Source organism: Lactococcus fujiensis JCM 16395 (assembly GCF_002441655.1).
GTDB lineage: Bacteria > Bacillota > Bacilli > Lactobacillales > Streptococcaceae > Lactococcus > Lactococcus fujiensis.
In genome coordinates this window covers 173589-198866 of the sequence record NZ_JXJU01000002.1, presented here as the reverse complement: position 1 = coordinate 198866, position 25278 = coordinate 173589, and the positions used below count along the sequence as shown (strand labels likewise).

19 protein-coding genes are annotated in these 25278 nt (G+C 37.7%); 4 read left to right on the top strand and 15 right to left on the bottom strand.

Annotated elements, in window-relative coordinates:
- Nucleotides 1-97 precede the first annotated feature (97 nt).
- The 3 genes from RT41_RS02785 to RT41_RS02775 form a co-directional block, all read right to left on the bottom strand.
- Nucleotides 98-2422 carry a glycoside hydrolase family 65 protein gene (locus RT41_RS02785; RefSeq protein ID WP_096817290.1) on the bottom strand — a complete coding sequence of 775 codons (2325 nt, stop codon included), beginning with the start codon at nucleotides 2420-2422 and terminating at the stop codon, nucleotides 98-100.
- Nucleotides 2423-2533: 111 nt separating this feature from the next.
- Complete coding sequence (locus RT41_RS02780) at nucleotides 2534-4102, bottom strand: PTS transporter subunit EIIC (RefSeq protein WP_096817288.1); 1569 nt, start codon at nucleotides 4100-4102, stop codon at nucleotides 2534-2536.
- A gap of 60 nt (nucleotides 4103-4162) precedes the next feature.
- On the bottom strand, nucleotides 4163-4648 hold the full coding sequence (locus tag RT41_RS02775; protein WP_096817286.1) for a PTS sugar transporter subunit IIA: 486 nt from the start codon (nucleotides 4646-4648) through the stop codon (nucleotides 4163-4165).
- 177 nt (nucleotides 4649-4825) lie between these two features.
- Between RT41_RS02775 and treR the strand changes: the two genes are divergently transcribed.
- From treR to RT41_RS02760, 3 genes are all read left to right on the top strand, one after another.
- The gene (treR, locus tag RT41_RS02770; protein WP_096817284.1) at nucleotides 4826-5542 is read left to right on the top strand and encodes a trehalose operon repressor; all 717 of its coding nucleotides are present in this window, start codon (nucleotides 4826-4828) and stop codon (nucleotides 5540-5542) included.
- 128 nt (nucleotides 5543-5670) lie between these two features.
- Nucleotides 5671-6336: a metal-dependent transcriptional regulator gene (locus RT41_RS02765; RefSeq protein ID WP_096817326.1), complete on the top strand. Its 666-nt coding sequence runs from the start codon at nucleotides 5671-5673 to the stop codon at nucleotides 6334-6336.
- Nucleotides 6337-6375: 39 nt separating this feature from the next.
- Nucleotides 6376-7908: an Nramp family divalent metal transporter gene (locus RT41_RS02760; protein ID WP_096817282.1), complete on the top strand. Its 1533-nt coding sequence runs from the start codon at nucleotides 6376-6378 to the stop codon at nucleotides 7906-7908.
- Between the two features lie 83 nt (nucleotides 7909-7991).
- Here RT41_RS02760 and RT41_RS02755 read toward each other — a convergent pair whose 3' ends face one another.
- The 3 genes from RT41_RS02755 to RT41_RS02745 all read right to left on the bottom strand — a co-directional run bounded on the left by RT41_RS02755 (nucleotide 7992) and on the right by RT41_RS02745 (nucleotide 10909).
- Nucleotides 7992-8678: a potassium channel family protein gene (locus RT41_RS02755; RefSeq protein ID WP_096817280.1), complete on the bottom strand. Its 687-nt coding sequence runs from the start codon at nucleotides 8676-8678 to the stop codon at nucleotides 7992-7994.
- 28 nt (nucleotides 8679-8706) lie between these two features.
- Nucleotides 8707-10035 (bottom strand): TrkH family potassium uptake protein, encoded by a 1329-nt coding sequence (locus RT41_RS02750; protein WP_096817278.1) that lies wholly within the window; start codon nucleotides 10033-10035, stop codon nucleotides 8707-8709.
- A gap of 175 nt (nucleotides 10036-10210) precedes the next feature.
- A complete protein-coding gene (locus RT41_RS02745) occupies nucleotides 10211-10909 on the bottom strand; it encodes a DUF4097 family beta strand repeat-containing protein (RefSeq protein WP_096817276.1) in 699 nt (232 codons plus the stop codon).
- Between the two features lie 233 nt (nucleotides 10910-11142).
- Between RT41_RS02745 and RT41_RS02740 the strand changes: the two genes are divergently transcribed.
- The gene (locus RT41_RS02740; protein ID WP_054639204.1) at nucleotides 11143-11475 is read left to right on the top strand and encodes a hypothetical protein; all 333 of its coding nucleotides are present in this window, start codon (nucleotides 11143-11145) and stop codon (nucleotides 11473-11475) included.
- A 414-nt stretch (nucleotides 11476-11889) separates the two neighbouring features.
- On the opposite strand, the gene icd is transcribed toward RT41_RS02740, so the two are convergent.
- The 9 genes from icd to RT41_RS10610 form a co-directional block, all read right to left on the bottom strand.
- Nucleotides 11890-13137, bottom strand: coding sequence for an NADP-dependent isocitrate dehydrogenase (icd, locus tag RT41_RS02735; RefSeq protein WP_054639205.1), 1248 nt, complete (start codon nucleotides 13135-13137; stop codon nucleotides 11890-11892).
- Between the two features lie 17 nt (nucleotides 13138-13154).
- On the bottom strand, nucleotides 13155-15704 hold the full coding sequence (gene acnA, locus RT41_RS02730; protein ID WP_096817274.1) for an aconitate hydratase AcnA: 2550 nt from the start codon (nucleotides 15702-15704) through the stop codon (nucleotides 13155-13157).
- Nucleotides 15701-17035 (bottom strand): citrate/2-methylcitrate synthase, encoded by a 1335-nt coding sequence (locus RT41_RS02725; protein WP_096817272.1) that lies wholly within the window; start codon nucleotides 17033-17035, stop codon nucleotides 15701-15703. Before RT41_RS02725 ends, acnA begins: the two co-directional genes overlap by 4 nt.
- Before the next feature lie 306 nt (nucleotides 17036-17341).
- On the bottom strand, nucleotides 17342-19351 hold the full coding sequence (gene rnr, locus RT41_RS02720) for a ribonuclease R (RefSeq protein ID WP_096817270.1): 2010 nt from the start codon (nucleotides 19349-19351) through the stop codon (nucleotides 17342-17344).
- Nucleotides 19352-19500: 149 nt separating this feature from the next.
- Entirely contained in the window at nucleotides 19501-20238 is a 738-nt protein-coding gene (locus RT41_RS02715; protein ID WP_096817267.1) for an MIP/aquaporin family protein, read from the bottom strand.
- 29 nt (nucleotides 20239-20267) lie between these two features.
- Nucleotides 20268-22103 (bottom strand): type 1 glycerol-3-phosphate oxidase, encoded by a 1836-nt coding sequence (gene glpO / locus RT41_RS02710; RefSeq protein ID WP_096817265.1) that lies wholly within the window; start codon nucleotides 22101-22103, stop codon nucleotides 20268-20270.
- Between the two features lie 11 nt (nucleotides 22104-22114).
- Nucleotides 22115-23611: a glycerol kinase GlpK gene (gene glpK, locus RT41_RS02705; protein WP_096817263.1), complete on the bottom strand. Its 1497-nt coding sequence runs from the start codon at nucleotides 23609-23611 to the stop codon at nucleotides 22115-22117.
- Between the two features lie 130 nt (nucleotides 23612-23741).
- On the bottom strand, nucleotides 23742-24932 hold the full coding sequence (locus tag RT41_RS02700; protein ID WP_281251367.1) for an AcpB/EbpR/MafR family transcriptional regulator: 1191 nt from the start codon (nucleotides 24930-24932) through the stop codon (nucleotides 23742-23744).
- Nucleotides 24933-24938: 6 nt separating this feature from the next.
- Entirely contained in the window at nucleotides 24939-25208 is a 270-nt protein-coding gene (locus RT41_RS10610) for a hypothetical protein (protein WP_245811576.1), read from the bottom strand.
- Between the last annotated feature and the right edge of the window lie 70 nt (nucleotides 25209-25278).

The window sequence follows — 25278 nt, the reverse complement described above, 5'->3', positions numbered from 1 at the left end:
TTCTATTTTGTTTTGTTTGTCAATCGTTTTAATCGAAAAATACTATATTTCCAAATATAAAAAAGTCCTTGCTATTCACAAGAACTTTTTTATTAACTTAGTGGAGAGGAAATTCATATGTTCGACGAGCCTCTAGTTTTGATGAACGTCCATAAATCTTAACATCGATAGGCTGATTTGTCATTAGTTTTATCGTTTTATCGCTTATTTCGATATTGAGAGTTGCCCCTTTAAATTTTTGGGAAAAACTTAACCTTGTCCAATGATGTGGTAAATGAGGAGCTATCTCAAACGTTTCGTTGAGTAAGTTCACACCACCGAATTCATTTTGAATCACCTCCAAAGTCTCGCCCATCACACCAATATGAATTCCTTCAGCCGTTGTTCCGCCCTGAATATCATGATAATCTGAACCAATAGCCGTTTTGAGAAAATCGAGGGCGTTCTCTAAATTTCCCAAAGTCACATCAATTCCAGCGAAAACTGGCCTTGACGTTGTTGAACCGTGTACAGTTCTTGCAAGATAATAATCACGATTGAGTTGCAACCAATTTTGGGGTAATTCATAACCGAGTTGAAGAATTAATCTTTCGGTAAGACTTTCACCAAGGTTATAGAGCAACATCAAAACATCAGCCTGCTTTGCGACTTGGTATTCGTCTGGGGATATCCCTTGTGCTTTCATCAGACGATCAATCCGATGGATATCTCCATATTTCGCTTCATACATTGCAAAATCAACTTTTTTCAAGTCAAAATAGCCAGCATATTGAGCAATTATTCCGTCCTTACTAATCTCCAACGCTAATTTTTGAGAAACCAAATCCAGTTTATTTAGGAATTCAGACGAAATTTTTTGTTGATCAATAATATTTTTTTCTAAAAGTTCTTTTACCCAATTAAGTTGCCAAATGAGCATAATGTTGGTGTAAGCATTATCTTGAATTCCACCTTCTTTACCAGGATATGCTTCGTGAAATTCATCTGGGCCCATGACCCCTTCAATATGGTAACGTCCATCCTTGCCTAAATGTGCTTTGTTGAGCCAGAATTTTGTTGTTTCTAAAATTAGCTCAACGGCCCCCTCATCGAAGAAAGACAAATCATTCGTTACTTGAAAATAGACCCACATATTATAAACTATCGCTAATGAAACATGACGTTGACGTCGGCTATTGTCGGGTTCCCATTCATTATTGACTGTATTCAAATGCACAAATTGTGACTGCTCATCCCCTATTGAAGCTGATTGCCATGGAAACATGGCCCCTTCTTCTTGGTCACGTTTCGCATTTTCCTTAGCGGCTATGGTTCGTTTGATGCGATAATTCAATAAAGCTTTAGCCGTTTCTGGTTCATTTGAAGCATAATAGGGCAATACGAAGATTTCATCCCAAAATATATGTCCGCGATAACCTTCACCTGTTAGACCACGTGAGCCAACTGAAGCATCTAAATTGGGGTTGGCATGAGCCTGTGCCGCTTGACGAATATGGAAAATATTCATGCGGATCATCCTTTGTAAATCTTTATCATCCGATTCCAATTGAATATCGGCCTCTTGCCATAATTTTTCCCAATAGTCGGCATTATGGGACTTGATCTGTTCAATATCCAAGTTCCGACTAATTTTTTCTATATATTCAGAAGGGTTCTCCATCTCATATGAAGTTGCCACAGCCATACTTTTTGAAAAACTGATGATTTGATTGGCCTTAAATTGTATCGTTCCTGGTTCAATCAATCGTTCTTCTTCATTTCGATCTGTGTTTTCTAAAAGTTGACCCATTAATTTTGTTTTAGCAAATAAGACAATGTCAATACCTGTTGTTCTCGTCCGTGCTGTTAAACTTCGTTTGCCAATCCTTGTTACGTGAAATTCCTTGCTTTCAAAGGCCCGATACCGCTCGACATTTTGATTTAGAACTTGTCCATCAATTAGACTTTCCAATTTCAATTCGCCCGCAAAATCACATGAAAGTTCAGCTTCAAAAGCAAAACAATGGAAATCAATCGGGTCAACATATTTCCGTGTCTTTATGAATAAATTTCCCTCATTTAATTTGACTTGATAAAAATCTGATTGAATTCCATTTTTGAAGTCGATGCGACTTTGCCTTTTTTCAGTAAATTTTTCAAACTCGACCCACAGGCCATTTATATAGATTTTGATCAGCTGAGGATTGGGGAGGTTTACCATATCCTCATTTTCAATGTCTCTTTCCTCGACAATTGTATGGGTCCGATTAAAGATGCCTGCCACATACAGGCCAGGGTAATGATTTTCTGAATAGGTTGACCAAACAGGTGCCCCACGCCAACCTAAATACCCATTACCTAAGGTCATCAGGGATTCCTGACCATAGGCTCTTTTGCCTTCAGTTTGCTCCTCATAAGTAATGAGCCAGTCATTGTCTTCCATTTATTAGCCTTCCGATCATAAAATTTGTCGATGACTTGTACGTACAAGTCTATTTTACCAGAATTTGTAAGTAAAAACACTAAAAAAAGAGAATTTCTTCTCTTTTTCAATTTATTTTGCAACGGCATCTTTAAAAGCGTTTTTCTTTTCAACACCAGCACCCATAACATCTGAATCTTTGTAACCAAACATCCAAACAAGTGCAAATGCTACAACCATACAAATGATTGATGCAATCCAAAATGTTGCTAGGTTGCCAGCAGGGTGAGCATGAGTTAGAGGATTCGAAATAAAGTTAGGGAAGCCTATTAAAGAACCTGAGAAACCAAACATTTGCAGATTCATAAATCCAGCAACGCCCGCCCCAACAGCGGCACCTATTGAACTCATGATAAAGACACGTGAGTATTTCAAGTTAATCCCGTACATCGCAGGTTCTGTTACACCACAGAATGCCGAAATTGCTGCAGGAAGTGCCAAACCTTTAATGTCCGTTTTGCGAGTTTTGAAGAATACAGCAAGTGCACCAGTACCTTGGGCAAGCATTGTGAATGAGACAATCATATTAAGAGATGAAGTACCTGTTGCTGCAAGTTGTTGTGAAATCAATGGCACAACCAACCAGTGAAGACCAAAGATAACCAAACATTGATAGAAACCACCGACAATGATTCCTGCAATTCCGAGGTTTAATCCGAGAACGAAGTCGATAACATTAGATAATGCAGATGAAATTGTTGAAATAACAGGGCCAACTAGAAGTAAAACAATAGATGATGCCACAAAAAAGGTAATCATTGGTTGGAATATTGGACGTAAAGCCAATGGCAATTTTTTCTTTAACCAAGCATTGAGTGGTTTGGCGATTGCAACGGCAACAATTACAGGGAAAATTGAATAGGCATAACTTGGTAAGTTAACAGGAATTCCAAAGTAACTCGTATTGAATGTAACACCGAATAAGTGTGCGACTGCAGATGGTGCCGGAACGACTGACATCACACCTTTTGCACTTGTTGCAATAGTGGCTTGTGTCAATGGATTAAGATTGGGGTCAATCATAAATCCACCAATAGCAGCTCCAATATATGGTAATGTGTTATCTTTAGGTGCCAATTGTTTAGCGGCCGAGAAACCAACTAAAACTGGGAGAAAATAGAATGGAGCCATTGCCATCGTTGAAATAATCACTTTAGTTGGAGAATTCGGATCAATCCAATTCAGTAAGCCATTTCCTTTGATAAAGATATTTAAAAGTCCATTAATCATACCACCTGCAGCTAAGAGACCAATGATCGGAATCATTGAACCTGTGATCGTACCAATCACAACTTGGAATGCATGGACGAATGGGTTTCTACTTCCCCCTTTACCACCACCAGTTTCTGCAAGAGCTGCTTGCGTTGCTTCTTGATCAACAACGCTATCACCGAGTTGCTCTACAACTTCGTCATAAACATCTTCTACTGCTTGTCCGATGACGACTTGATATTGATTGAGTCCTTGATTATAGACCGCGCCTGCAACACCGGGAATTGCTTCAACTTTTGCTGTATCAGCTTTATCTTTGTCCTTCAATGTAAAGCGTAAGCGTGTGATACAGTGAATTACCTTTGTGACGTTACTGGCGCCACCGACAGCCTCAATAATTTCGGTTGCCATTTGCGTATAATTTGCCATAAGTTCTCCTTTTGTCAATAATGACAATTAATAATAATAAATAATAACTAACATAATTAATTATGAAGCCGTTGCTTGTCCGACTTTTTCGCCAACCTGAGTATTACCTTTTTTGACCTCAAAGTGATTGAGTTTGTCGGCTGTATTTGTAAAAACAACCATCGTTGTTTTCTCAAGACCTGCTTCTTCGACTTGTGTCCAGTCCACTGAACCACAATCATCTCCACCATCGAGAATGTCTCCAACTTTAACCTTGAAATGGAATGGCGCACCTTTTAAGCTCACGGTATCAATTCCAACGTGAAGCAATATTTCAAGACCGTCAGCTCTGACAAAACCAATGGCATGTCCTTGAACTAATTCAACACGTCCTGTCACAGGAGCTACAATTTTATTTCCTGTCGGCTGAACGGCATAACCATCGCCCATTATTTTTTTAGCAAAAACGGGATCATTCACGTCTTCAATACCAATGACTTCGCCACTTAATGGCGCATACAGTCCCTCATCAGCTTGGAGTTCCTTTTTTTTCCCAAATCCAAACATTGTAATACCTCTTTCTAATTCTATAGGTAATAAGATTAAGATGATAATTTGATTGAAACTTAAAATTTTATTAATACTCGTTCACTTGTACGTACAAGTATCTAACAATTTCATTATAAACTATGAAAGCGTTTTAGTCAACCCTTTAAATGAACTTTTTTTTGCTATAATAGATTTATGAAAAAATATGAGATTGTATTACAGGATTTAGAGAAAAAAATATTAAATCAGACTTATATTGAGAACACTTTACTTCCTAGTGAAAATGAATTGGCAAGCATTTATGAAGTCTCTCGAGCAACCATTCGGCAGGCCTTAAAAATATTAGAAGATTCTGGGTTAATCCAACGACGCCACGGTTTTGGAAGTACGGTTATTGCCCAACGAAAAATCCTTTTCCCAATGACAGGATTGATTTCTTATAAGGAATTACAGCAATCCTTACATTTTGAAAGTCAAACAGATGTTTTGGTTTTTGAGCGTTTGATCGTTACTGACCAATTGGCGGCAATAACGAATTTTCCAATTGGAGTAGAATGTTTTCATATCTTACGCCGCCGTCTTGTAGACGGTAAATATTCGATATTAGACCGGGATTTTTTTAGGTTCGACATTGCAAGGAACTTAACAAAAGCACAAGCTGCTGACTCAATTTATGAGTATCTGGAAAATGAATTGGGACTTGATATTGCTTATGCTCAAAAGGAAATTGTCCTCGATTTTGTCAATGAAGACGACCAAAAACTTTTAGATTTGAATCCGACAGATCATCACGTTGTCTCTGTTCGTTCCCACGTTTATTTATCCGATAATACTCCATTTCAATACACTGAGAGCCGTCACCAAGTCGATAAGTTCCGTTTTACAGAATTTGCTCGGCGACAAAAACATTGAGCTCTCAAAATATTTAGAAGGAAGCCTGAATAAAGGCTTTTTTATTTTGATGCTTTTTAGCATGACCTAAATTATTTGTAAAAATATAAAGGCAGTGCTATACTATAAATATGAAAAAAGAACAAGAGATGCTTGAACTGACCAAAAATGAACAAGATTATTTAAAAGCGATTTATATGTTAGAAAACAAGACATCTGAAAATTTTTTGCCCGTTCAAGTGAATACACTTGCCAAAAAATTAATGGTTTCTTCTCCCAGCGCAACAGAAATGATTAAAAGGTTGGCTAAAAAAGATTATGTGGATTACCTTCCATATAGAGGAGTAAATTTATCAGCAGAGGGCCGGAGACAAGCTCGATTTATCATCAAATCCCATCGGGTTTGGGAGACTTTTTTGGTCGAAAAATTAAGTTTCCTAAACGAGGAAGTTCATGCGGAAGCTGAGAATTTGGAACATGCTTCTTCACCAAAATTAGTTGAGCAGCTTTATGCGTTTTTGGATTACCCTGAGCGAGACCCTCATGGTTCAGTGATTCCACCTGAATCATTTTGGTCCTCTCAGGTTAATGAAATCTCCCTCAATCGCGCCATCAGTGGAAAAAATTATTATGTCAGTCACATCGGACTTGCTGCCCAAACTTATTTTGAAAAAATAGAGACTATTCCTCCACATTTTATCAAAGTCGTCGAAGAACTCGAAGACCACTCGATCATTGTGAAATCTGAAGAAACAAATTGTTTCTTGATTCCTCATTTTATCGGAGGGGATATTTTACTTCTGGAACGAAATTAAGCTTTCATGTCTCGCGTTTAAAATTTAGAAAAGGAACAAATGAATAAAAAAAATCAATCTCGAAATTTGATACATCATGCGAATGGAAAATCGCTTGAAGAGATTAATGGGACAGTCAAGGTTCCAGAAGATGGTAAATTCTTCAAAACCTTGCTTGCTTATTCAGGACCCGGTGCCCTCGTTGCTGTTGGCTACATGGATCCAGGAAACTGGTCAACTTCGATTACTGGTGGTCAAAATTTTCAGTACCTCTTAATCTCGGTCATTCTCTTCTCAAGTCTGATTGCCATGCTTTTACAATATATGTCAGCCAAATTAGGAATAGTGAGTCAAATGGATTTGGCCCAAGCTATTCGAGCAAGGACGAGCAAAAGTTTGGGAATTGTCCTTTGGATCTTAACAGAATTAGCCATCATGGCGACCGATATTGCTGAAGTTATTGGAGCGGCAATTGCCCTCTACTTGCTCTTCGATATTCCTCTAATCATCGCCGTTTTTATTACCGTTTTTGATGTTTTTATTCTCCTATTACTCACGCGCGTAGGTTTTCGTAAGGTTGAGGCTATTGTTGTCTGTTTGATAATTGTTATTCTGGTGGTTTTCTCTTATCAGGTCGCTTTGTCGGACCCAAACTGGAAAGATGTGATTGAGGGCTTTATCCCGACACAGAATACATTTGCAAATTCACCAACTATTGCTGGGATGACCCCGTTAACTGGAGCCCTTGGAATTATTGGAGCTACGGTCATGCCACACAATCTTTATCTCCATTCATCAATTTCGCAAAGTCGCATGATTAATCATGATGATAAAAAAGAAATTGCTCGTGCGGTTCGTTTTACAACTTGGGATTCAAATATTCAATTGACAGTCGCCTTTGTTGTTAACTCTCTCTTGTTAATCATGGGGGTTGCAGTTTTCAAAACGGGTGTCATTCATGACCCTTCATTTTTTGGACTTTACGATGCCCTATCAACCCCATCCTTGCTGAGCAATGGCTTATTGGCTGATGTTGCTAAAACAGGTGCATTATCGACCTTATTTGCAGTGGCTCTACTCGCATCAGGACAAAATTCTACAATTACAGGAACATTAACCGGTCAAATCATCATGGAAGGATTTATTCATATGAGAATGCCAATGTGGGCTCGACGCTTGATTACCCGCTTACTCTCTGTCATTCCTGTCCTTGTATGTGTGACTATGACGAAGGGATATAGTTTAACACAACAACATGAAGCGATCAACAATCTAATGAACGATTCTCAAGTGTTTTTGGCTTTTGCACTTCCCTTCTCAATCATTCCATTACTCATGTTGACCAACAGTAATGAAGAAATGGGCGCTTTTAAAAATAATAGCCTGGTCAAATTTTTTGGTTGGATCTCAGTTATTGGCTTAACATATCTCAATTTAATAAGTTTGCCCGGACAAATTCAGTCCTTCTTTCCTGCCCAATTGAATACGTTGGCGAATACTGTTTCAATCTTAGTCATTATTGGGGTGCTTCTGCTCCTGAGTTGGACAATTTGGGAACTCCACCAAGGGAATAAACGCCTTGCAAAACAATAAAAGCTGTCATTAATGACAGCTTTTTTTATCTAGATACGGGCTGATAATATATTTTTAGTCCATCCTAAGCTTGAGACCTTTGTTTACTTTATTTGGTCTAAAATATCTTTTGCCGAGTGACCAATAGCAGATTGCTTCCCCACAACGACCATGATGTCATTTGCTTTGAAACGATAATCCGCTTCAGGAACAACTGTGATGTTTTCTTCGTTTTTAATTGCGACAATATTCAAATTGAACGTTTTCCGAATATCCAATTCTATCAGGGACTTCTCCCACCACTGTTTTGGCACTTCCATCTCGACAATCGAATACTCGTCACTCAATTCCAAGTAGGATTTAAACATATAATTTGCATGGTATTTTAGCGCCAGTTTTTCAGCAAGTTCACGTTCGGGGTAAATAATCTCATCTGCCCCAATTTTACGTAATAACTCTGATTGTAAATCGGATCCAGTTTTAACGACAATATATTTGGCATCCAATTTTTTTAATAACATGGTAATTGTAATCGACGCCTCAAAGTTTTCACCAATTGTAACAAAACACATGTCAAAATCCATAATCCCTAGTGATTTAAGGACCGATTCATTCGTACAATCTCCAATGAAGATGTCGTCAATGAGATCTGACATTTTTTGGGCTTCTTCTTCCCCTTTATCAACGACCATCACCTCGTTGCCTAATTCTTGCATTTTTAAAGCCAAATAGCGTCCGAATTTTCCAAGGCCAATGACCAAAATTGATTTACTTTTCCAATGTTGTTTCATTTAATTTTCCCTTGCATTAATTAAATAGCTAGCCAACCAATATTTTTTCAGAAACACGTCTGATCGGTGGTGTTTGATTTTTACCGAGAAGCGAGAATATGAGCATCATCCAACCAACTCGCCCAACGAACATGAATAAAATTAAAACTACTTTAGAGAGACTGTCTAATTGTGGCGTGATCCCCAGTGTAAGTCCTGCAGTTCCCAAAGCTGAAAAAACTTCAAAAAAGATGGCTTCAAGTCGGAAAGAGTTTAAAGCACTTAAAATTAGTGTACCACTCATGCCAAGGATGATGTAAAAGGTCAGCAAGGCACTGGCCTGTTTGACCGTTTCATCATCAAAACGACGCTTGAATACTGCGGTAGTTGGTACTCTTTGTGCACTACTGATGGCACTAAATAAAAGAACTGCGAAAGTAGTTACTTTAAGTCCCCCTGATGTCGACCCAGATGCCCCACCAATATTCATCAATATCATCGTCAAAAATTGCCCTGAATCTGATAAGTGACTCAAACTGATCGTGCTGAATCCTGCTGTTCTTGGAGATACTGCAAGGAAAAAGCTTGACAATATTTTGGTAGGTTCAGAAAGCCCTTTCAAGCCATACCTATATTCTAAAAGATAAAAACCAAGCCATCCGCCAAACAATAAAATCGAAGTCATAAACAAAACGATTTTCGTATGTAAGGAGTATTTCCGGATTTTTTTACCATGACGTAAGATATCATCCCAGACCATAAAACCAAGTCCACCTAAAATAATAAGCACACTTATGGTTAGAGTCACTAGCGGATCAGCAACATATGTGGTCAATGAACGATATTGACCAAAACGTCCCATTAAATCAAAACCTGCATTACAAAAAGCAGAAATTGAATGAAAAATCCCGTAATAAATTCCTTGCACCCATCCAAATTCTGGAACAAAACGAAGGGAAAGAAGCGCTGCACCAACAAATTCAATTAGGAGAACGAAAATCGTGATCCGTTTGATCAATGAACGTAAATTAGTCGCATGTAAGAGTCCCGAAGATTCCATCAACAATTGGCGCTCATGAAGTCCCATTTTCCGCTTGATGACCAATGAAAAACTGGTAATAATCGTCATGAAACCAATCCCACCGATTTGAATTAGGATAAGAATGATAATTTGGCCAAATAAGGACCAATGCGCATAAGTATCATAAACAACTAAACCCGTGACACAAAGTGCCGAAACAGAGGTAAATGCCGCATTGACAAAGGGGGTCCATTGCCCTGATTTTGCCGCTATGGGCAAGCATAGTAAAATACTACCGATTATGGCAATGAATAAAACTACTGCCACAATTTTTTGTGAATAAGTTAGATGCTTCAATGAAAATCCTTTCGAGCGTGATGGCTTGTAAAAAAAACGGAACGCCTAATTTTGTTCCGTTTGATAAAGCAATATCACATTACTTTCTTTATTCTCATTGTACCACATTAAGATGTAAAATTAAACGTTCATTTTCCTGACATCACGCTTTAGAAGGCTAATAAAAGGGAAGAAATCAAAAGTCAGACCATCGCTCAGATTTTGGTAATGTGTCTTGTTTTTCTTGCCCAACTTTCGAATATCGTCCGTGGGTTTTCAAGTCAGAAAATAATGTTTCTAAAGTTCCACCTACAGCATTAATTTCACATGAAGTTGTACTTTTTTTCAAGGTTGTGGCATCGACATCTTTAAAGACCATTGTACAGGCAGTTGTAGACAGCTTGACCGTTCCTAAAGCGGAGGTTACAATCTCCATATTGTAGGCTGTTGCACTCACTTCTAAATAATCTGTCATCACATTTTCCAGATGAAGCGTGTTTGCCGTTGCGCTGATTTTGATGCGCTCAATATTACTTTTGCTAATAATAAGATCCGAGTTTGTCACTTTAATTTCCAAACTTCCTTCAAATCGTTTGGGCAATATCAAACGCCCCCGTTGACGTTTATGTGCAATATAACCTATAAGGTCAAGCTTTTTTCGATCTTTAATTTGAAGTTCATTTCCATCGGATTTAATTTTAAAATCACGCGCGATTGCAGCCTCACTTTCACCGATAAAAATGATGGACTTGCCCGTGTGACTCGAAATTTCCATATCCATATTTGTAAAGTTTAACTTAATTTTTTTCAAAGAATCTGCATCAAATTCAATCGAGAAACCGTTACTTTCAATCCTTTTGAGAACTTCGGCACTCTTGCTATCGTTAACTTCCATTTTTTCTCCTTGATGATCATTTTTATTTATATTTCTAGTATAATGCACAATTAAATATATTACATCCAACCTAAGACTGATTTAGTCTCAATTTTTATTTATATTAAATGATTTTCCATACTTTTTTCACTTTTTTGTCTGACGCAACATTATCGCTTTTATCAATTTTATTTTATATTAATATTGATTTTTTCTATATTTTTCGATAAAATGAATGTATGGAGGATGTGGAAATGAATCAAACAATAACAATGGACTATACAAATCACTTGTTAGCAACTACTTCACCAAAATTGGAACAGAAATTTCACTTTATGGTCGGCAATCATCAAACGGAACATTATTTGCTCGCGATCATCCCATGTGATTTACCGACTCATGTCAATGTTTTTATTTTTGATCGGGAGACACAAAATTTGACTTTGCAATATCTTTCAGATCGCCTTCCCTCATTGGCGGAAGCCGTTGAGAATGGCAATTTAGAAAGCTACTTCCAACCTAAGATCAATTCGATTAATCAGTTGATTTTTAATTTAGGACCTCGAAAGATTGATCATCATGCTTGAAGATCCTGAAAAATATTGATGGGTCGTTGGTGACCATGTCACCGAAAATTATCATCTTTTCATTTACGCCATCCAATCTCATCTATTTGCATATGTATTTGGTCGATTTCAAAAAAAGAATTTTATCAATTGACCATTCCAAATTGAGAAAAATCTGCTCAGGCATTGAGCAAAGAAAGTTACATCGGCCTGATTTTGTCCGATTTAATATGATTTCTTCAAATAATCATTATATTGTTTGTATTCTTAAGATTATCGTGCTATAATAAAATAAATTTAATAACCCTTTTAATTAAGCTTTTCAATTCCAGCTGACTATTAAAAAAAATTTAAGGGCTATTAAATTCATCCATCAGAGGAGATTTAATCTCCTCTTTTTCATTAAAAAAGCACTTCTTCCAAAGTGCACGTTTTTTATTTGTAGGGCTTCATTTGAATATGGCTAATGAGAACATCAGTAAATTCAGAAGTCGACATGCTCCCCCCTAAATCAGAAGTGCATCGTCCTTCTTTAAAGGCATCTACCATGGCCTTTTTGATGATTTTTGACACTTCAGTCCACCCTAAATAGTCAAACATCATCAAACCTGATAAGATTAAACTTGAAGGATTCGCCTTACCTTGGCCTGCAATATCGGGGGCCGTGCCATGTGTCGCTTCAAAAATCGCGTGACCTGTTTCAAAATTGATATTAGCCCCAGGAGCGATTCCAATCCCACCAACCTCGGCAGCTAGGGCATCCGAAATATAGTCTCCATTCAAATTTAATGTCGCAACGATTTCAAAATTTTCTGGATGAATAATGATTTGTTGCAAGAAGTTGTCAGCAATGACATCATCTACGAAAATCTTTCCTTCAGACAAGGCCAATCCTTTAGCGTCTTTAGCAGCCTCAATACCTGACTTAGCTTTTATTTGGTCAAATTCAAGTTTTGTAAAAGTTGGATAATCAGAGGCTATTTCATAGGCCCATTTTCGAAAACCTCCTTCGGTAAATTTCATAATATTTCCTTTATGGACAAAAGTCACCCGTTGCTTGCTTTTTTTAAGTGCCTCGTCAAATGCCGCTCTGACCAAACGTTTTGTCCCCTCAGGACTTACAGGTTTTACACCAATTGCTGACGACTCAGGAAAGCGAATTTTATTTATCTGTAGCTCATTTGAGATAAATTTAATCAGTTTCTGAGCCTCAGGTGTGCGACTGGCAAATTCGATTCCTGCATAAATGTCTTCTGTATTTTCTCGGAAAATGGTTATGTCAACATTTTGAGGATTTTTGATAGGAGACTCAATACCATCAAAGTACTCAACTGGACGTACACAAGCGTACAAGTCTAGTTTTTGTCTCAAAGTGACGTTGAGTGACCGAAATCCTTCGCCCACAGGGGTCATTAAAGGCCCTTTCAAAGTAACTAAATTTTCGGAAATCTCTGCTACTGTTTCATCTGACAAATATTGACCGTTCATTTCAAAACTTTCTTGGCCAGCAAAACATTGATGCCATTCGATTTTCTTATGATTTCCATAAACTTGTTCAACAGCTACGTCAAACAAGCGTTTGGCTTGAGGAAAAATGTCCTGTCCTACACCATCACCAGAAATGTAATTGATGGTCGGTGCATCAGGAACAATTAATTTTCCATATTTCTTCTCAATTTTCATTAACAGAACACTTTCTTTTATTTATTTCGAATCACATAAGGCATGATTCCGCCGTTAGCATAGTAATTTAAATCTGCTTGCGAATCAAACCGGAGGATGACTTCAAATGTTTTTTCGTCCGCATGTACAGTAATTTTATCAAGGATTTGTGGGTGACTTGGTAGTTCAATCCTGAACGACTCATTTCCCGTTAAACCGAGTGATTCAGCATTTTGTCCATCAATAAATTGTAAGGGAAGTAGGCCCATCATAACCAAATTACTTCGATGGATTCGTTCAAAACTCTCAGCAATGACAGCTTGAATTCCTAATAGTTTTGTTCCTTTTGCAGCCCAGTCACGACTTGACCCCATTCCGTAATCTTTTCCAGCCAAAATGAGTGTTCCCACTCCCTTATTTTTGTAGGCCATCGCGACATCGTAAAATGGAAGGATATCTCCTTCATAAGTACTATATCCACCTTCTGTCCCAGAAGCCAATTGATTTTTTATTCGGACATTTGTAAATGTTCCCCGGGTCATCACTTTATCATTTCCTCGTCGAGCACCATAGGAATTAAAGTCTTTGTATTCAATCCCTGCAGCTGACAAAAAGGAGCCCGCTGGAGATTTCAAAGGAATGTTTCCAGCAGGACTGATATGATCAGTGGTAATCGAATCAGCAAATTTTCCAATCACGCGCAGATGATCAAGCTTTGGAATAGTAGGTAACTCTTGTTTAAGCGTCTCAAAATAAGGTGGGTTAGCAATGTAAGTCGAGTCATCACGCCATTTGTAAACTTCACTATGAGTCGTTTCAATCGCATTCCACGCTTCATTTTCATCAAATATCTTGGCATAATTTTCAGCAAATAAATCTCTAGTGACATATTGATTGACCAGAGCATCTACTTCCGCTGCCTCAGGCATGATGTCCTTTAAAAATACTTCAAGTCCATTTTGATCAACTCCAAGGCAAGTTTTTGTTAAATCTTTTCGAACATTCCCAGCTAATGCATAAGCCACAACAAGAGGCGGACTAGCCAAATAATTTGCTTTTACTAAGGGATGAATTCGCCCTTCAAAGTTCCTATTCCCGCTCAAAACACTGGCAACAATAATTTCTTTATTTACAATTTCTTTCGTCATGTCAGGCAATAATGGACCCGAGTTACCAATACAAGTGGTACAGCCATAACCAACAACATTAAACCCTAATTTTTCTAAATAAGGCAACAAACCTGCTTTTTCTAAGTAGCTCGTGACCACTTTTGATCCTGGAGCTAGTGATGTTTTAACGTAATCAGGAACTGTCAAGCCACGCTCTACCGCTTTTTTGGCTAATAGACCGGCCATCATCATGACATGAGGATTACTAGTGTTTGTACAGGATGTAATCGCTGCAATTGCAATTCGGCCATCATCCGCTTTAATTTCTCCATTTTGCTGTATGACAAACCCTTCAAAATTACGCGCTAATTGGTCTAATTCAACCGTGTCCTGTGGGCGCGAAGGTCCAGATAAACGAGTGGTAATAGTCGTCAAATCAAGCTCAATTACTTTCGTGTAATGCGGTTCAACTTGTGCATCGTAAAAAAGTTTATTTGCCCTCGCGTATGCTTCAACGAGTTCAACCTGATGTTCACTTCGATTGGTACTCCTCAAATAACGTAAGGTTTCCGAGTCTATAGGAAAATAACCACAGGTCGCACCATATTCAGGAGCCATATTCGCAATAGTTGTTCGATCAGCTAGTGATAAATGGGCAAGTCCTTCGCCAAAAAATTCGACAAATTTGCCTACCACTTTTTCATCACGCAAAACCTTTGTCACTGTTAAGGCAAGGTCAGTTGCCGTAGCAAATGAACCAAGTTGACCAATGAGTTTGACGCCAATAACTTCAGGTACTGGTATCGCACTAGGCTCTCCCAACATCACAGCCTCTGCTTCGATTCCACCAACGCCCCACCCTAAAACGCCTAACCCATTAATCATTGTCGTGTGACTATCCGTTCCAAAAACACTATCTGGATAGATGCAGCCATTTTTTTCTTGAATGACCGGACTTAAATATTCAATATTTACCTGATGAATAATTCCAGTCGCTGGCGGAACAACGCGAAAATTATCAAAACTTTGTTCAGCCCATTTTAAAAAGGCATAACGTTCATGATTACGTTCAAACTCTTTTTGTGAATTACGTAAAATTGCCCATTCGTTTCCTTGTTCATCAACCTGTACAGAGTGGTCAATCACTAAATCAACTGGGATTTCTGGATTAATCAAACTTGGGTTTTTACCCAATTTTACCATCGCATCACGCATCGCTGCCAAATCAACAATGGCAGGAACGCCCGTAAAGTCTTGTAAAACGACACGGCTAGGTAAAAACGAAGTTTCCGCCCCTGTTTTTCCTTTTAAGTAATCAAATACAACTTCCAAATGCTTTTTGCTAATTGTTGAGCCGTTTTCTTGCCTAATGATACTTTCAATGAGCATCCTTAAACTGTATGGGTATTGATCAATATTTGGAAGTTCACTTATATCAAAATAGTTATAAATTTGATCATGCAAGCGTAATTTTTTCATTCTCTGACCTTCATATCAATATATTCTTTTGGGTCCATGACACTTTCATATGCTGGACGAATAATTTTATTCATGTTGATAAGTTCTTCTGTTCGATGAGCAGACCAGCCAACGATGCGAGCAATCGCAAACAGTGGTGTGTATAGTTCCTGCGGGATACCCAACATTTCGTATACAAAACCAGAGTAAAAATCAATGTTGGGTGAAATCGTCTTATAGGTTTTGCGCTCTTCAACTATGACTTGAGGGGCTAAAACTTCGACTTTCTCGTAAAGTTCCAAATCTTCTAGTCGACCTTTTTCGGCTGCCAATTCCGCAACGTAAGTCTTGAAAATTTCAAATCTTGGATCGGAAATGGTGTAGATCGCATGACCAATTCCATAAAGTAGCCCTTTATGATCAAAAGCTTCTTTATTTAAAATCTGCTTCAAATAATTGGAAATCTCTTCATCATCATTTGGATTGCTCACATTTTTCTTAATATTTTCAAGCATCTTTGCGGCCTTGATATTGGCTCCGCCATGTTTTGGTCCTTTTAAACTGGATAAAGCTGCAGCAATTGTGGCATATGTATCCGAGCCAGATGATGTAACAACGTGGGTGGTAAACGTTGAATTATTTCCTCCACCATGTTCCATATGGAGGATTAAAGCTACATCAAGAACCTTTGCTTCTGTATCACTGTATTTTTGATCCGGACGAAGAAGACGGAGAATGTTCTCTGCTGTTGTCAGATCTGAGCTTGGATAGTGAATATGTAAGCTTTCGTGCTTATTATAATGCTGATGTGCCTGATAGGAATAAATTGCAATAACTGGAAAATTAGCGATTAATTGTATCGATTGCAGCAGCACATTAGCAATTGAAATATCCGAAACATTCTCATCATAACTAGCTAAGGATAAAATACATTGACTCATCAGATTCATAACATCCTCTGAGGGGTGGGATAAAATAACATCTCGAACAAAACCAACAGGTAATTCCCTTTTTTCAGAAAGGAGCGCTTGGAATTCCTTTAATTCCTTTTGGTTAGGGAGCACTCCAAATAAGAGTAAATAAGTTACTTCCTCAAACCCAAAGCGATTGTCTTCCCGCAATTGGGCAACGATATCCTTGACATTGAAAGCACGGTACTCCAGAACCCCTGGTATCTGATGTCCATTTTTATCCGTGGCATGAACAGCTGAGATATTTGTTAAACCTGCTAAAACGCCTACGCCATTAATATCGCGTAGACCTTTTTTAACATCGTATTTTTCATAATATTCGATTGGAATCTTCGAACTACTAAGGACTTTTTCCTCGTATGCTTTTAATCGTTGGTCCATAACCTCTCCAATTCAAAATCAAGATTTTTTATATCGTATAAATAATGTAAACAATATGATATTTATGCTATTATACATTTTTTTATGAAATATTAGTGAAAATATTCTGCCTTTATTATTAAGTTCAAAAATCTTTTCAATTACAGAATATTACAATAATTATAGTTTAACCATGAATCCTATACCAATGTTTTGAATCATGGAAATCATCATCTTTTTGTCAGTGCTCACAAATGTCCAAATAATTAAAGTCAAGAATTAGATAAAGTAAAAAAAAAGACATTTTGTCTTTTTTAATTTGTAATATTATTTTCCTGCTTGTTCAACTTTGTCATTGGTCAATAGATGTTCAAAATCAACTGCACCCTTACGTTTGTTCGTTGCAATCACCTTGACTTTGATGGGTTGTCCCATTTTGAATGTCGTCTTAGACTTGGAGCCAATAACCACCTGATTGTCCTCATCAAATTCGAAGCGGTCGCCTTGTTCCCCTTTGAGTAAATTCAAACGAATTAACCCTTCGACTGAGTTATCTAATTGAACAAAAATACCAAATTTCTGAATTCCGTTGATGGTTCCATAGAAGCTATCTCCTATAAATTGGGTCATATATTCGGCTTTCTTCATGGCATCTACAATTCGCTCTGTCACCACTTCACGGCGTTCCATTTCACTCGATTGCTTAGCAATCGGCGGAATTTTTTCTTCCCATTCTTTTTTCTGTTCAGGACTGCTTCCAATTTCACCATAAAAATGAAGTAAGCGATGGACTAAAAGGTCTGGGTAGCGACGAATTGGACTTGTAAAGTGAGTGTAATCATTTGCGGCAAGTCCAAAATGGTGGGTATTTTCTTCAGAATAAAGTGCAGTTGACATGGTATGCAAAAGCATAGTGGATAGAACTGCTTCTTCGGGAGTCTCTTGAATACTCTCCATAAAGTATTCAAGAGATTGATGACTTGGTGAAGAAATAGAATAGCCTAAGTCTCCAGCAAATTCAATCAATTTAGCAAACGCTTCTTTTTTTGGTTCATCATGGACACGATATATCGCAGGTAATTTGTGACTAATAAAATGGTGCGCAACGGTTTCATTCGCAGCCAACATAAATGATTCAATCATACGTTCAGCAACACCACGTTCACGTTTCACAATATTAATCGGAACGCCTTTATCATCTAAAATAATTTTTGATTCAGCATCGTCAAATTCAATAGCACCTCGAGTTAAGCGCATATTATAGAGAATATCATGAAGTTCAGTAGCAATTTCAACAGATTCCTTTATTTTTGAAAACTGAGCACGCTTTTCAGCATTTTTATCAATCATCAAATTGACATCGTCGTAGGTCATGCGGTAGGTCGTTCTAATAATTGAAGGATTAATTTTTGCTGATAAAATTTTACCTTGAGGAGAAATTTCCATCACACAAGATTGCGTTAAGCGCTCCACGCCTTCATTTAATGAACAAATGCCATTAGAAAGACGTTCTGGGAGCATAGGAACAACACGGTCAGCCACATAAACGGAAGTTGCTCTTGATAATGCTTCTTCGTCGAGCGGGGATCCCTCAGTAACATAGTGTGCCACATCAGCGATGTGAACTCCGAGTTCATAATTTCCATTGCCCAATTTTTTGATGTGAATGGCATCATCCAAATCTTTCGAATCAGCTCCATCAATGGTATAAGTGATTTCGTCTCGGTAATCAACTCGTCCGATGCGTTCCTCATCACTTATTGCTTCAGAAATCGCATTGGCTTGTTCCATTACTTCATCAGGAAATGACTCGGGGATTCCCATCGCACAAAGGACTTCCAGGATATCAAGCCCCACATCGCCTTGGTGACCAATCACTTCAGTAATCACTCCACGGAATGATTGAGCATCTTTTTTGTTTGGATATTGATCAATGTGAACACGAACGACATCATTTGCGAGTAATGGTGCATTTGACGAAGTGATATAAAGTGCTGCAGTGATTTTATCATTGTACAAAAGGACTTGTCCAAGCAAGCCTGCTTCATTTTTGGTTGCAAATGGAATGTAAGTTCCTACTGTGTCAACGGTTGCGCGTTTTGTAATTTTAACAATTTTTCCATCGGCACCTTTTTTTGATTGTTCAGCAGTATGCAAAATTTCAACGAGCACTTCGTCACCGTCGAGTGCATTCAACGTGTTACGTGAACCAATAAAAACATCTTGTTTACGGTTCGTTGCATCAAGTGGTTTTACAAAGCCAAACCCCTTCGCATTTGCACGGAAAACTCCTGTTACTTTTTCTTGTTTCACGACTAAAACATCGGATAATTTCAAACTATTTCCTCTTATCTTTTAATAACTCCTCCCATTATAACATATGCCATAATAGTATCCGCTTACTTAAGCTAAAAGGATTGAAAAAATAATTGCTTTTGCACCGGTCAATATAAAAAAGAACCATTGGTTCTTTTTAATGTTCTAAACTATTTGCTAACGAAAGTAATCACTGCATGATAAAGGACGGCACCAAGACCAGCACCAATGATTGGGCCTACCACGGGAATCCATGAATATGACCAATCAGAACCACCTTTGCCTTTAATTGGCAAAATTGCATGCATGATACGTGGACCAAGGTCACGCGCAGGATTCAGTGCATATCCTGTTGTTGAGCCCAATGAAAGACCGATGGCAGTGATGACTGCACCTACGAGCAATGGCGAGAAGCCACTTGTTTTAGTCACATCATATTGCCCAAAAGCTAAGATAGCAATAACCAATATTGCGGTGCCAACAATTTCACTTACCATATTTGAAAACGTATGACGAATCGCTGGACCAGTTGAGAAAGTTCCCAAGATATCAGCTGGTTCATCCGTCTCTGCATAGTGAGGGAGGTACATCAAATAAATAATGATACTGGCAACCATGGCGCCCAGGAATTGGGCAATGATATAAGGAATGACAAGACTCCAACTAAAGCTCCCGATCAAAGCCATGGCAATTGTAACAGCCGGATTAAGATGTGCGGGTGACATAAATCCTGAAACATAAACCCCCATCATAACAGCAAAGCCCCAACCAAGTGTGATTGCAATCCATCCTGCACCCGTTGCTTTCGTTTTCTTCAAAACGACACCGCTGACAACACCGTTTCCTAATAAAATCAGAACGAATGTTCCTAAAAATTCTCCTAATAATTGGACAGTTTCTGAATGCATAAAAAACCTCTATTCTTAAATATATATTCTTATTCTTTTGTTTTTAAATCTTTTAAATCAGAAGCTGCAACAACTTGATTTAACTTAGCTACGTTTTCATCTTTTTCTTCTTTTGACCAATCCAGTTGATCAGCCATAACTGTAATAACGGCATCCTTGATGTCATCAAGGCTTTCACGTTGGAATAAAATATGGTTCGTTCGACGGAGTAAATAATCGTCTGGTGTTAAAACAAGTTCGTCTTCGAGTCCATATTTTAAACAAGCTGATTCAGCAAGTGAAAGTCCTGGATATGCTTCCATCTCTTTTGCATTGGCAAACACTTTTAACGAATTCATTCCATAAAAATCAGCAATATATGTGGCTTCAGCATCGGTCAAGCCCGCTTCAATACCAGTTTTCATGTTTTTGGCAACCGTTTCTTCCACTTTTGTTGGATCAAATTCACCGCCAGAGACTTGATACTGCTTTGAGTCGATGGTTCTGTAGATCAAGCCATACTCATTCTTAAGTAAATCACGTATCAAACTTACAGCACCCTCAGCCATTTTACGATAGTCTGTAATTTTTCCACCTGCAAGTGTAATTAAGCCATCTTCTTCTTGTTCAAGTGAACTTCCACGTGAAACCGAAGATGGTGCTTCCGTGTTTTTTTCAACTAAACTGGCTTCTAAATGATTTAAAACATTCTCAACTTCAACTTTTGTAGCGGTTTTATTTTGGAATTGAACAACTACGTCAATGAGTTTTTTGAAACTCTCGTCTGAAATGGCACCATTGTCGCCGCCATTATAATCAGAACCCGAATTTCCATCAAGCAACGGCCGTAAACCAGCCCAAGATGATTCAATATCATCAATCGTAAGATGAGCTTCTGGATAACGGAAGTTAATGACATCAAGCAGGTAATCGACATCTTCTTGCGTTACTTTTGGATTTGCATAATCGCCTTTGTAATCTGTATCTGTTGTCCCAAAGTAAGTTTTATTTTCACGAGGAATCGCAAAGACCATCCGCTTGTCTTTCTTTCCTGTGTCAAAATAAGTAGGTTGTGGGACAGGAAGTTTTTTAGCATCAACAACCAAATGAACTCCCTTTGTTGGACGCATTTTTGGAACAACCGCACGATTGAAGTTGAGCGAACGAATTTTGTCTACCCATGGACCACTTGTGTTAACAACGAATTTCGCTTTAACATCAAAAGTTTCACCAGTTAAAAGATCCTTTGCCTTCACCCCGACAATTTTCTTACCTTCATAGAGAAAGCCTGTCACTTTCACTTTACTTACCGCAAAAGCGCCATCTTCTACTGCTTTTTTAATATTATCAATAACCAAACGGGCATCGTTGTTTCGATAATCTAGATAAATTCCTGCCCCTTGTAAGCCTTCTTTTTTAATTAATGGTTCACGTCGTAAGACTTCTTCAGGAGAAATCGTATAATTGGCATATTCAGTTCCCTCAACACCTGACAAGTGGTCGTACAAATCCATCGCCACTTTTACAGAGAACATATCAAATGTAGTTGGACCCTCATCATCATAAATAGGCAATAGCATAGGATCTGGTTTAGGAATATGTGGCGCAATTCCTTGTACCACCGCACGTTCTGATACAGTATCCGACACAACCTCGACGTCAAAGTTTTTTAAATAACGAATCCCACCATGAACTAATTTTGTTGAACGAGATGATGTCCCTTCAGCAAAGTCTTGCATTTCAAGGACAGCGGTTTTCATTCCAGATGCGGCCGTTTGCAAAGCTAGTCCAGCACCTGTTATCCCGCCTCCAATAATGAGGACATCTAATTCATTGCTCTTAATTTCCTCAATATTTTCTTCCCTTGTCTTTTTTGAAAAAGTCATTTTAAATCTCCTTATTTAAAAGCACGTGTTGCATCAACTGCTTTTTTCCAACCTTTATAAAGATGCTCACGATGTTCTTCTTCCATTTCTACTTGGAAAATTTTACCTGCTTCATAATTTTCCTTGATTTCATCCGTGTCTTTCCAGAAACCTACAGCCAAACCAGCCAAGAATGCTGCGCCTAGTGCTGTCGTTTCCAAATCGCTGGCGCGTTGAAGCGGAATATCAAGAATGTCTGCTTGGAATTGCATTAAATATTCGTTATTGGCCGCACCACCATCAACTTTTAGAACTGGAATATCAATCCCTGTGTCTTCTTGCATTGTGTTGACAACGTCACGGACTTGATATGCAATCCCTTGTAAAGTTGCTTTGATGATATCTTCTTTCGTCGTTCCGCGTGTCAAACCGAACATAGCACCACGAGCTTCTTGGTCCCAATAAGGTGCACCAAGACCTACAAAAGCAGGAACCACATAAACTTCATCTTGATTTTTAGAAGAACGAGCTGCTTCTTCAGAATCACTTGCTTTATTCAACATCTTAAGACCATCTCGGAGCCATTGAATCGATGAACCCGCTACGAAAATAGAACCTTCAAGCGCATAATATACTTTTCCGTTTATTCCGTAACCAATAGTTGTCAACAAGTTATTTTTAGAAAGCTGAGGTTTTTCCCCTGTGTTCATGACGATGAATGAACCAGTTCCATAAGTATTCTTAATCATTCCAGGTTCAAAGGCCATTTGTCCGAACAAAGCTGCTTGTTGGTCACCAGCCATACCTGAGATAGGTACTTCTGATCCGAAGAAATGGAAACCTTTTGTTTTTCCATAAACTTCTGAATTAGAAACAACTTTTGGAAGAAGAATTCGTGGGATGTTCAATAGATCGAGAATTTCTTGGTCCCAATCAAAATCATGAATATTGTATAGCATGGTCCGACTTGCATTTGAATAGTCCGTTGCGTGAACTTGACCATCCGTCAGTTTCCAAAGGAGCCAAGTATCAATCGTACCGAACATCAAGTCCCCTTTTTCAGCTTTTTCTTGGGCTCCCTCAACATGATCGAGGATCCAACGAATTTTTGTTGCTGAAAAGTATGAATCCACAACCAATCCCGTTTTGTTATGAATCATTTCTTCAAGACCTTTTTCTTTTAAATCATTGGCAATGCCTGAAGATTGTCTTGATTGCCAAACGATGGCATGATATATTGGATGTCCTGTTTTCTTGTCCCAAATAATTGTTGTTTCACGTTGATTCGTAATCCCAATCCCAGCAATTTCATCTGGTTTAACTCCTGATTCAATAAAAGCGCCGGCAATTACTGACTGCACAGAATTCCAAATCTCGTTTGCGTCGTGTTCAACCCAGCCCTCTTGTGGAAAGTATTGAGTAAATTCTTTTTGTGAACTTCCAATATGTTTACCTTGTTTATCGAAGATAATCGCACGAGAACTAGTTGTCCCTTGGTCAATTGCCATGATATAAGCTTTTTCTTGCATAGCTTTGCTCCTTTTTGTAATCGTTTTCTTTACAAATTAATTATAACATGTTAATAAATAAATCAACTTTCAATTTTTTTTAATTATTTAAAATTTTTGAAAGTGGTTTTAACAATATAAAAAAACCAGATTAATATAAACTGGCTTTTTCTTGTTTTAATGATTCAATTTTTTGACTAATTCTAATGATATCATAATTGGTTGCAACCTCTGATAGGTAGTACATTGCCTTACGTTCGTCATTTCGCTTACTGGTAATTAATAAATCATAAGTAATATCTTCTTGGTAGGGCTCAATTTTAATATTTTCGATTCCTCGGAGGTGATTTTTAATGAATTGCTCAAGTGGAATTTGATAAAGCGGTGTTTCAGACAAATCATATAAAATAGTGATATTTGGTGCAAAAATCATTTCCAATAATAATATGGCATTTCCATAACCAAACATTAACTCATCCAATGATGTTTTAGCAAGTTTGCCTTTCTGGAAATCTACCTCTGCTTCATTACAAAGTTGTGCAAGGAGATCCGTTACCGATTCTTCCATTAATTGTGACTGCCTAAAAAGGAGATCTTTCTGTTGAAAATTACTTAAAGTGCCGGTAAAAAAGTAAAATTTATTGTTGATTTGTGACAATTGATACTGTAGTGATTTTTCTTCATCAATAGCAAGTCGATAATGTCGATAGAAATTCAACAATTTCTCCCTAATACGAATGTTCAGCATAACCGCTGGTATCTTTTTAGAACGGAAAATATCGTATTTGTAATAACTTTCTTTATCTAGAATATAAAATGACACAAAGAAACCATAAAAGAGTATTGTTTCGCAGTTATTTTTATCTTGATTTGCATAAACAACTTGATAAAAAAGTGAATCTAAAAGTTGATAGAGATGATCGTCTTGATAAATTTTTTTCTGTCTAAGTAAAAAATCAATCTTAAAATCACCAATTTTTCTTCTTTTATCTGAAATACCAATCCAACAGCTGATCTTATCTCTTGTTGATGAATTGAACTTTAAGCGTAAACTTTCCTCAAGTCGATTCACAAAATATTGATTTCGTTCATTCAAATTGAGGTAATCTGGTCGTTCGCTTGGGTGAAAAAGTGAAAAAATTGAATAATAAAGGTATCGAATTTGCTCCTCATTGCCCAAGATTTGTGTGTTCTTGATTGTTAATCCAAATTCTTTTAGCAGAATATTTAATTCCTTAATTTTGCGAAACAATTTCGATTCGCTTATTAAAAGTACTTCTGAAAGTTCGAGGATAGACAAATTCGGCTCTTCTAAAATATGCTTCAGTAAAGAATATTTTATACTTTCTCACAACAAATGGCTAATAATTGTATTGAAGTTTAAGCTCTCGTCCATTTTCAATTCAATTCGATTATCGTAACGAATTATCTCGAAATTTTTCCCAAGTGATTTCCCCAAATAATGGATATCTTCTAGATAGGATTCGAGGGAAGGACGTGAGATACTGACTTGACTGAGTAAGTTCTGGAGATTGGTTGTTCCATTTTCTAGAATTATTGTTCGAATGATATCAACTTGTATTTGTTCTTTTTTTTCTAACAATGATTCTAATTTCAAAACCAGTTCTCCTTTATCATTTTTGTAAACGCATACTATTTTAACACAAATTTTGACATTTGTTTATTTG

What these genes read in the sequence shown, in the direction of transcription:
- RT41_RS02745 (WP_096817276.1), bottom strand. Translation starts at nt 10,909, where the DNA reads ATGGAAGTTAACGATAGCAAGAGTGCCGAAGTTCTCAAAAGGATTGAA.
- acnA (WP_096817274.1), bottom strand. Translation starts at nt 15,704, where the DNA reads ATGAAAAAATTACGCTTGCATGATCAAATTTATAACTATTTTGATATA.
- RT41_RS02740 (WP_054639204.1), top strand. Translation starts at nt 11,143, where the DNA reads ATGAATCAAACAATAACAATGGACTATACAAATCACTTGTTAGCAACT.
- RT41_RS02715 (WP_096817267.1), bottom strand. Translation starts at nt 20,238, where the DNA reads ATGCATTCAGAAACTGTCCAATTATTAGGAGAATTTTTAGGAACATTC.
- glpK (WP_096817263.1), bottom strand. Translation starts at nt 23,611, where the DNA reads ATGCAAGAAAAAGCTTATATCATGGCAATTGACCAAGGGACAACTAGT.
- treR (WP_096817284.1), top strand. Translation starts at nt 4,826, where the DNA reads ATGAAAAAATATGAGATTGTATTACAGGATTTAGAGAAAAAAATATTA.
- icd (WP_054639205.1), bottom strand. Translation starts at nt 13,137, where the DNA reads ATGAAAATTGAGAAGAAATATGGAAAATTAATTGTTCCTGATGCACCG.
- RT41_RS02775 (WP_096817286.1), bottom strand. Translation starts at nt 4,648, where the DNA reads ATGTTTGGATTTGGGAAAAAAAAGGAACTCCAAGCTGATGAGGGACTG.
- RT41_RS02755 (WP_096817280.1), bottom strand. Translation starts at nt 8,678, where the DNA reads ATGAAACAACATTGGAAAAGTAAATCAATTTTGGTCATTGGCCTTGGA.
- glpO (WP_096817265.1), bottom strand. Translation starts at nt 22,103, where the DNA reads ATGACTTTTTCAAAAAAGACAAGGGAAGAAAATATTGAGGAAATTAAG.
- RT41_RS02780 (WP_096817288.1), bottom strand. Translation starts at nt 4,102, where the DNA reads ATGGCAAATTATACGCAAATGGCAACCGAAATTATTGAGGCTGTCGGT.
- RT41_RS02725 (WP_096817272.1), bottom strand. Translation starts at nt 17,035, where the DNA reads ATGGACCAACGATTAAAAGCATACGAGGAAAAAGTCCTTAGTAGTTCG.
- RT41_RS02785 (WP_096817290.1), bottom strand. Translation starts at nt 2,422, where the DNA reads ATGGAAGACAATGACTGGCTCATTACTTATGAGGAGCAAACTGAAGGC.
- RT41_RS02765 (WP_096817326.1), top strand. Translation starts at nt 5,671, where the DNA reads ATGCTTGAACTGACCAAAAATGAACAAGATTATTTAAAAGCGATTTAT.
- RT41_RS02760 (WP_096817282.1), top strand. Translation starts at nt 6,376, where the DNA reads ATGAATAAAAAAAATCAATCTCGAAATTTGATACATCATGCGAATGGA.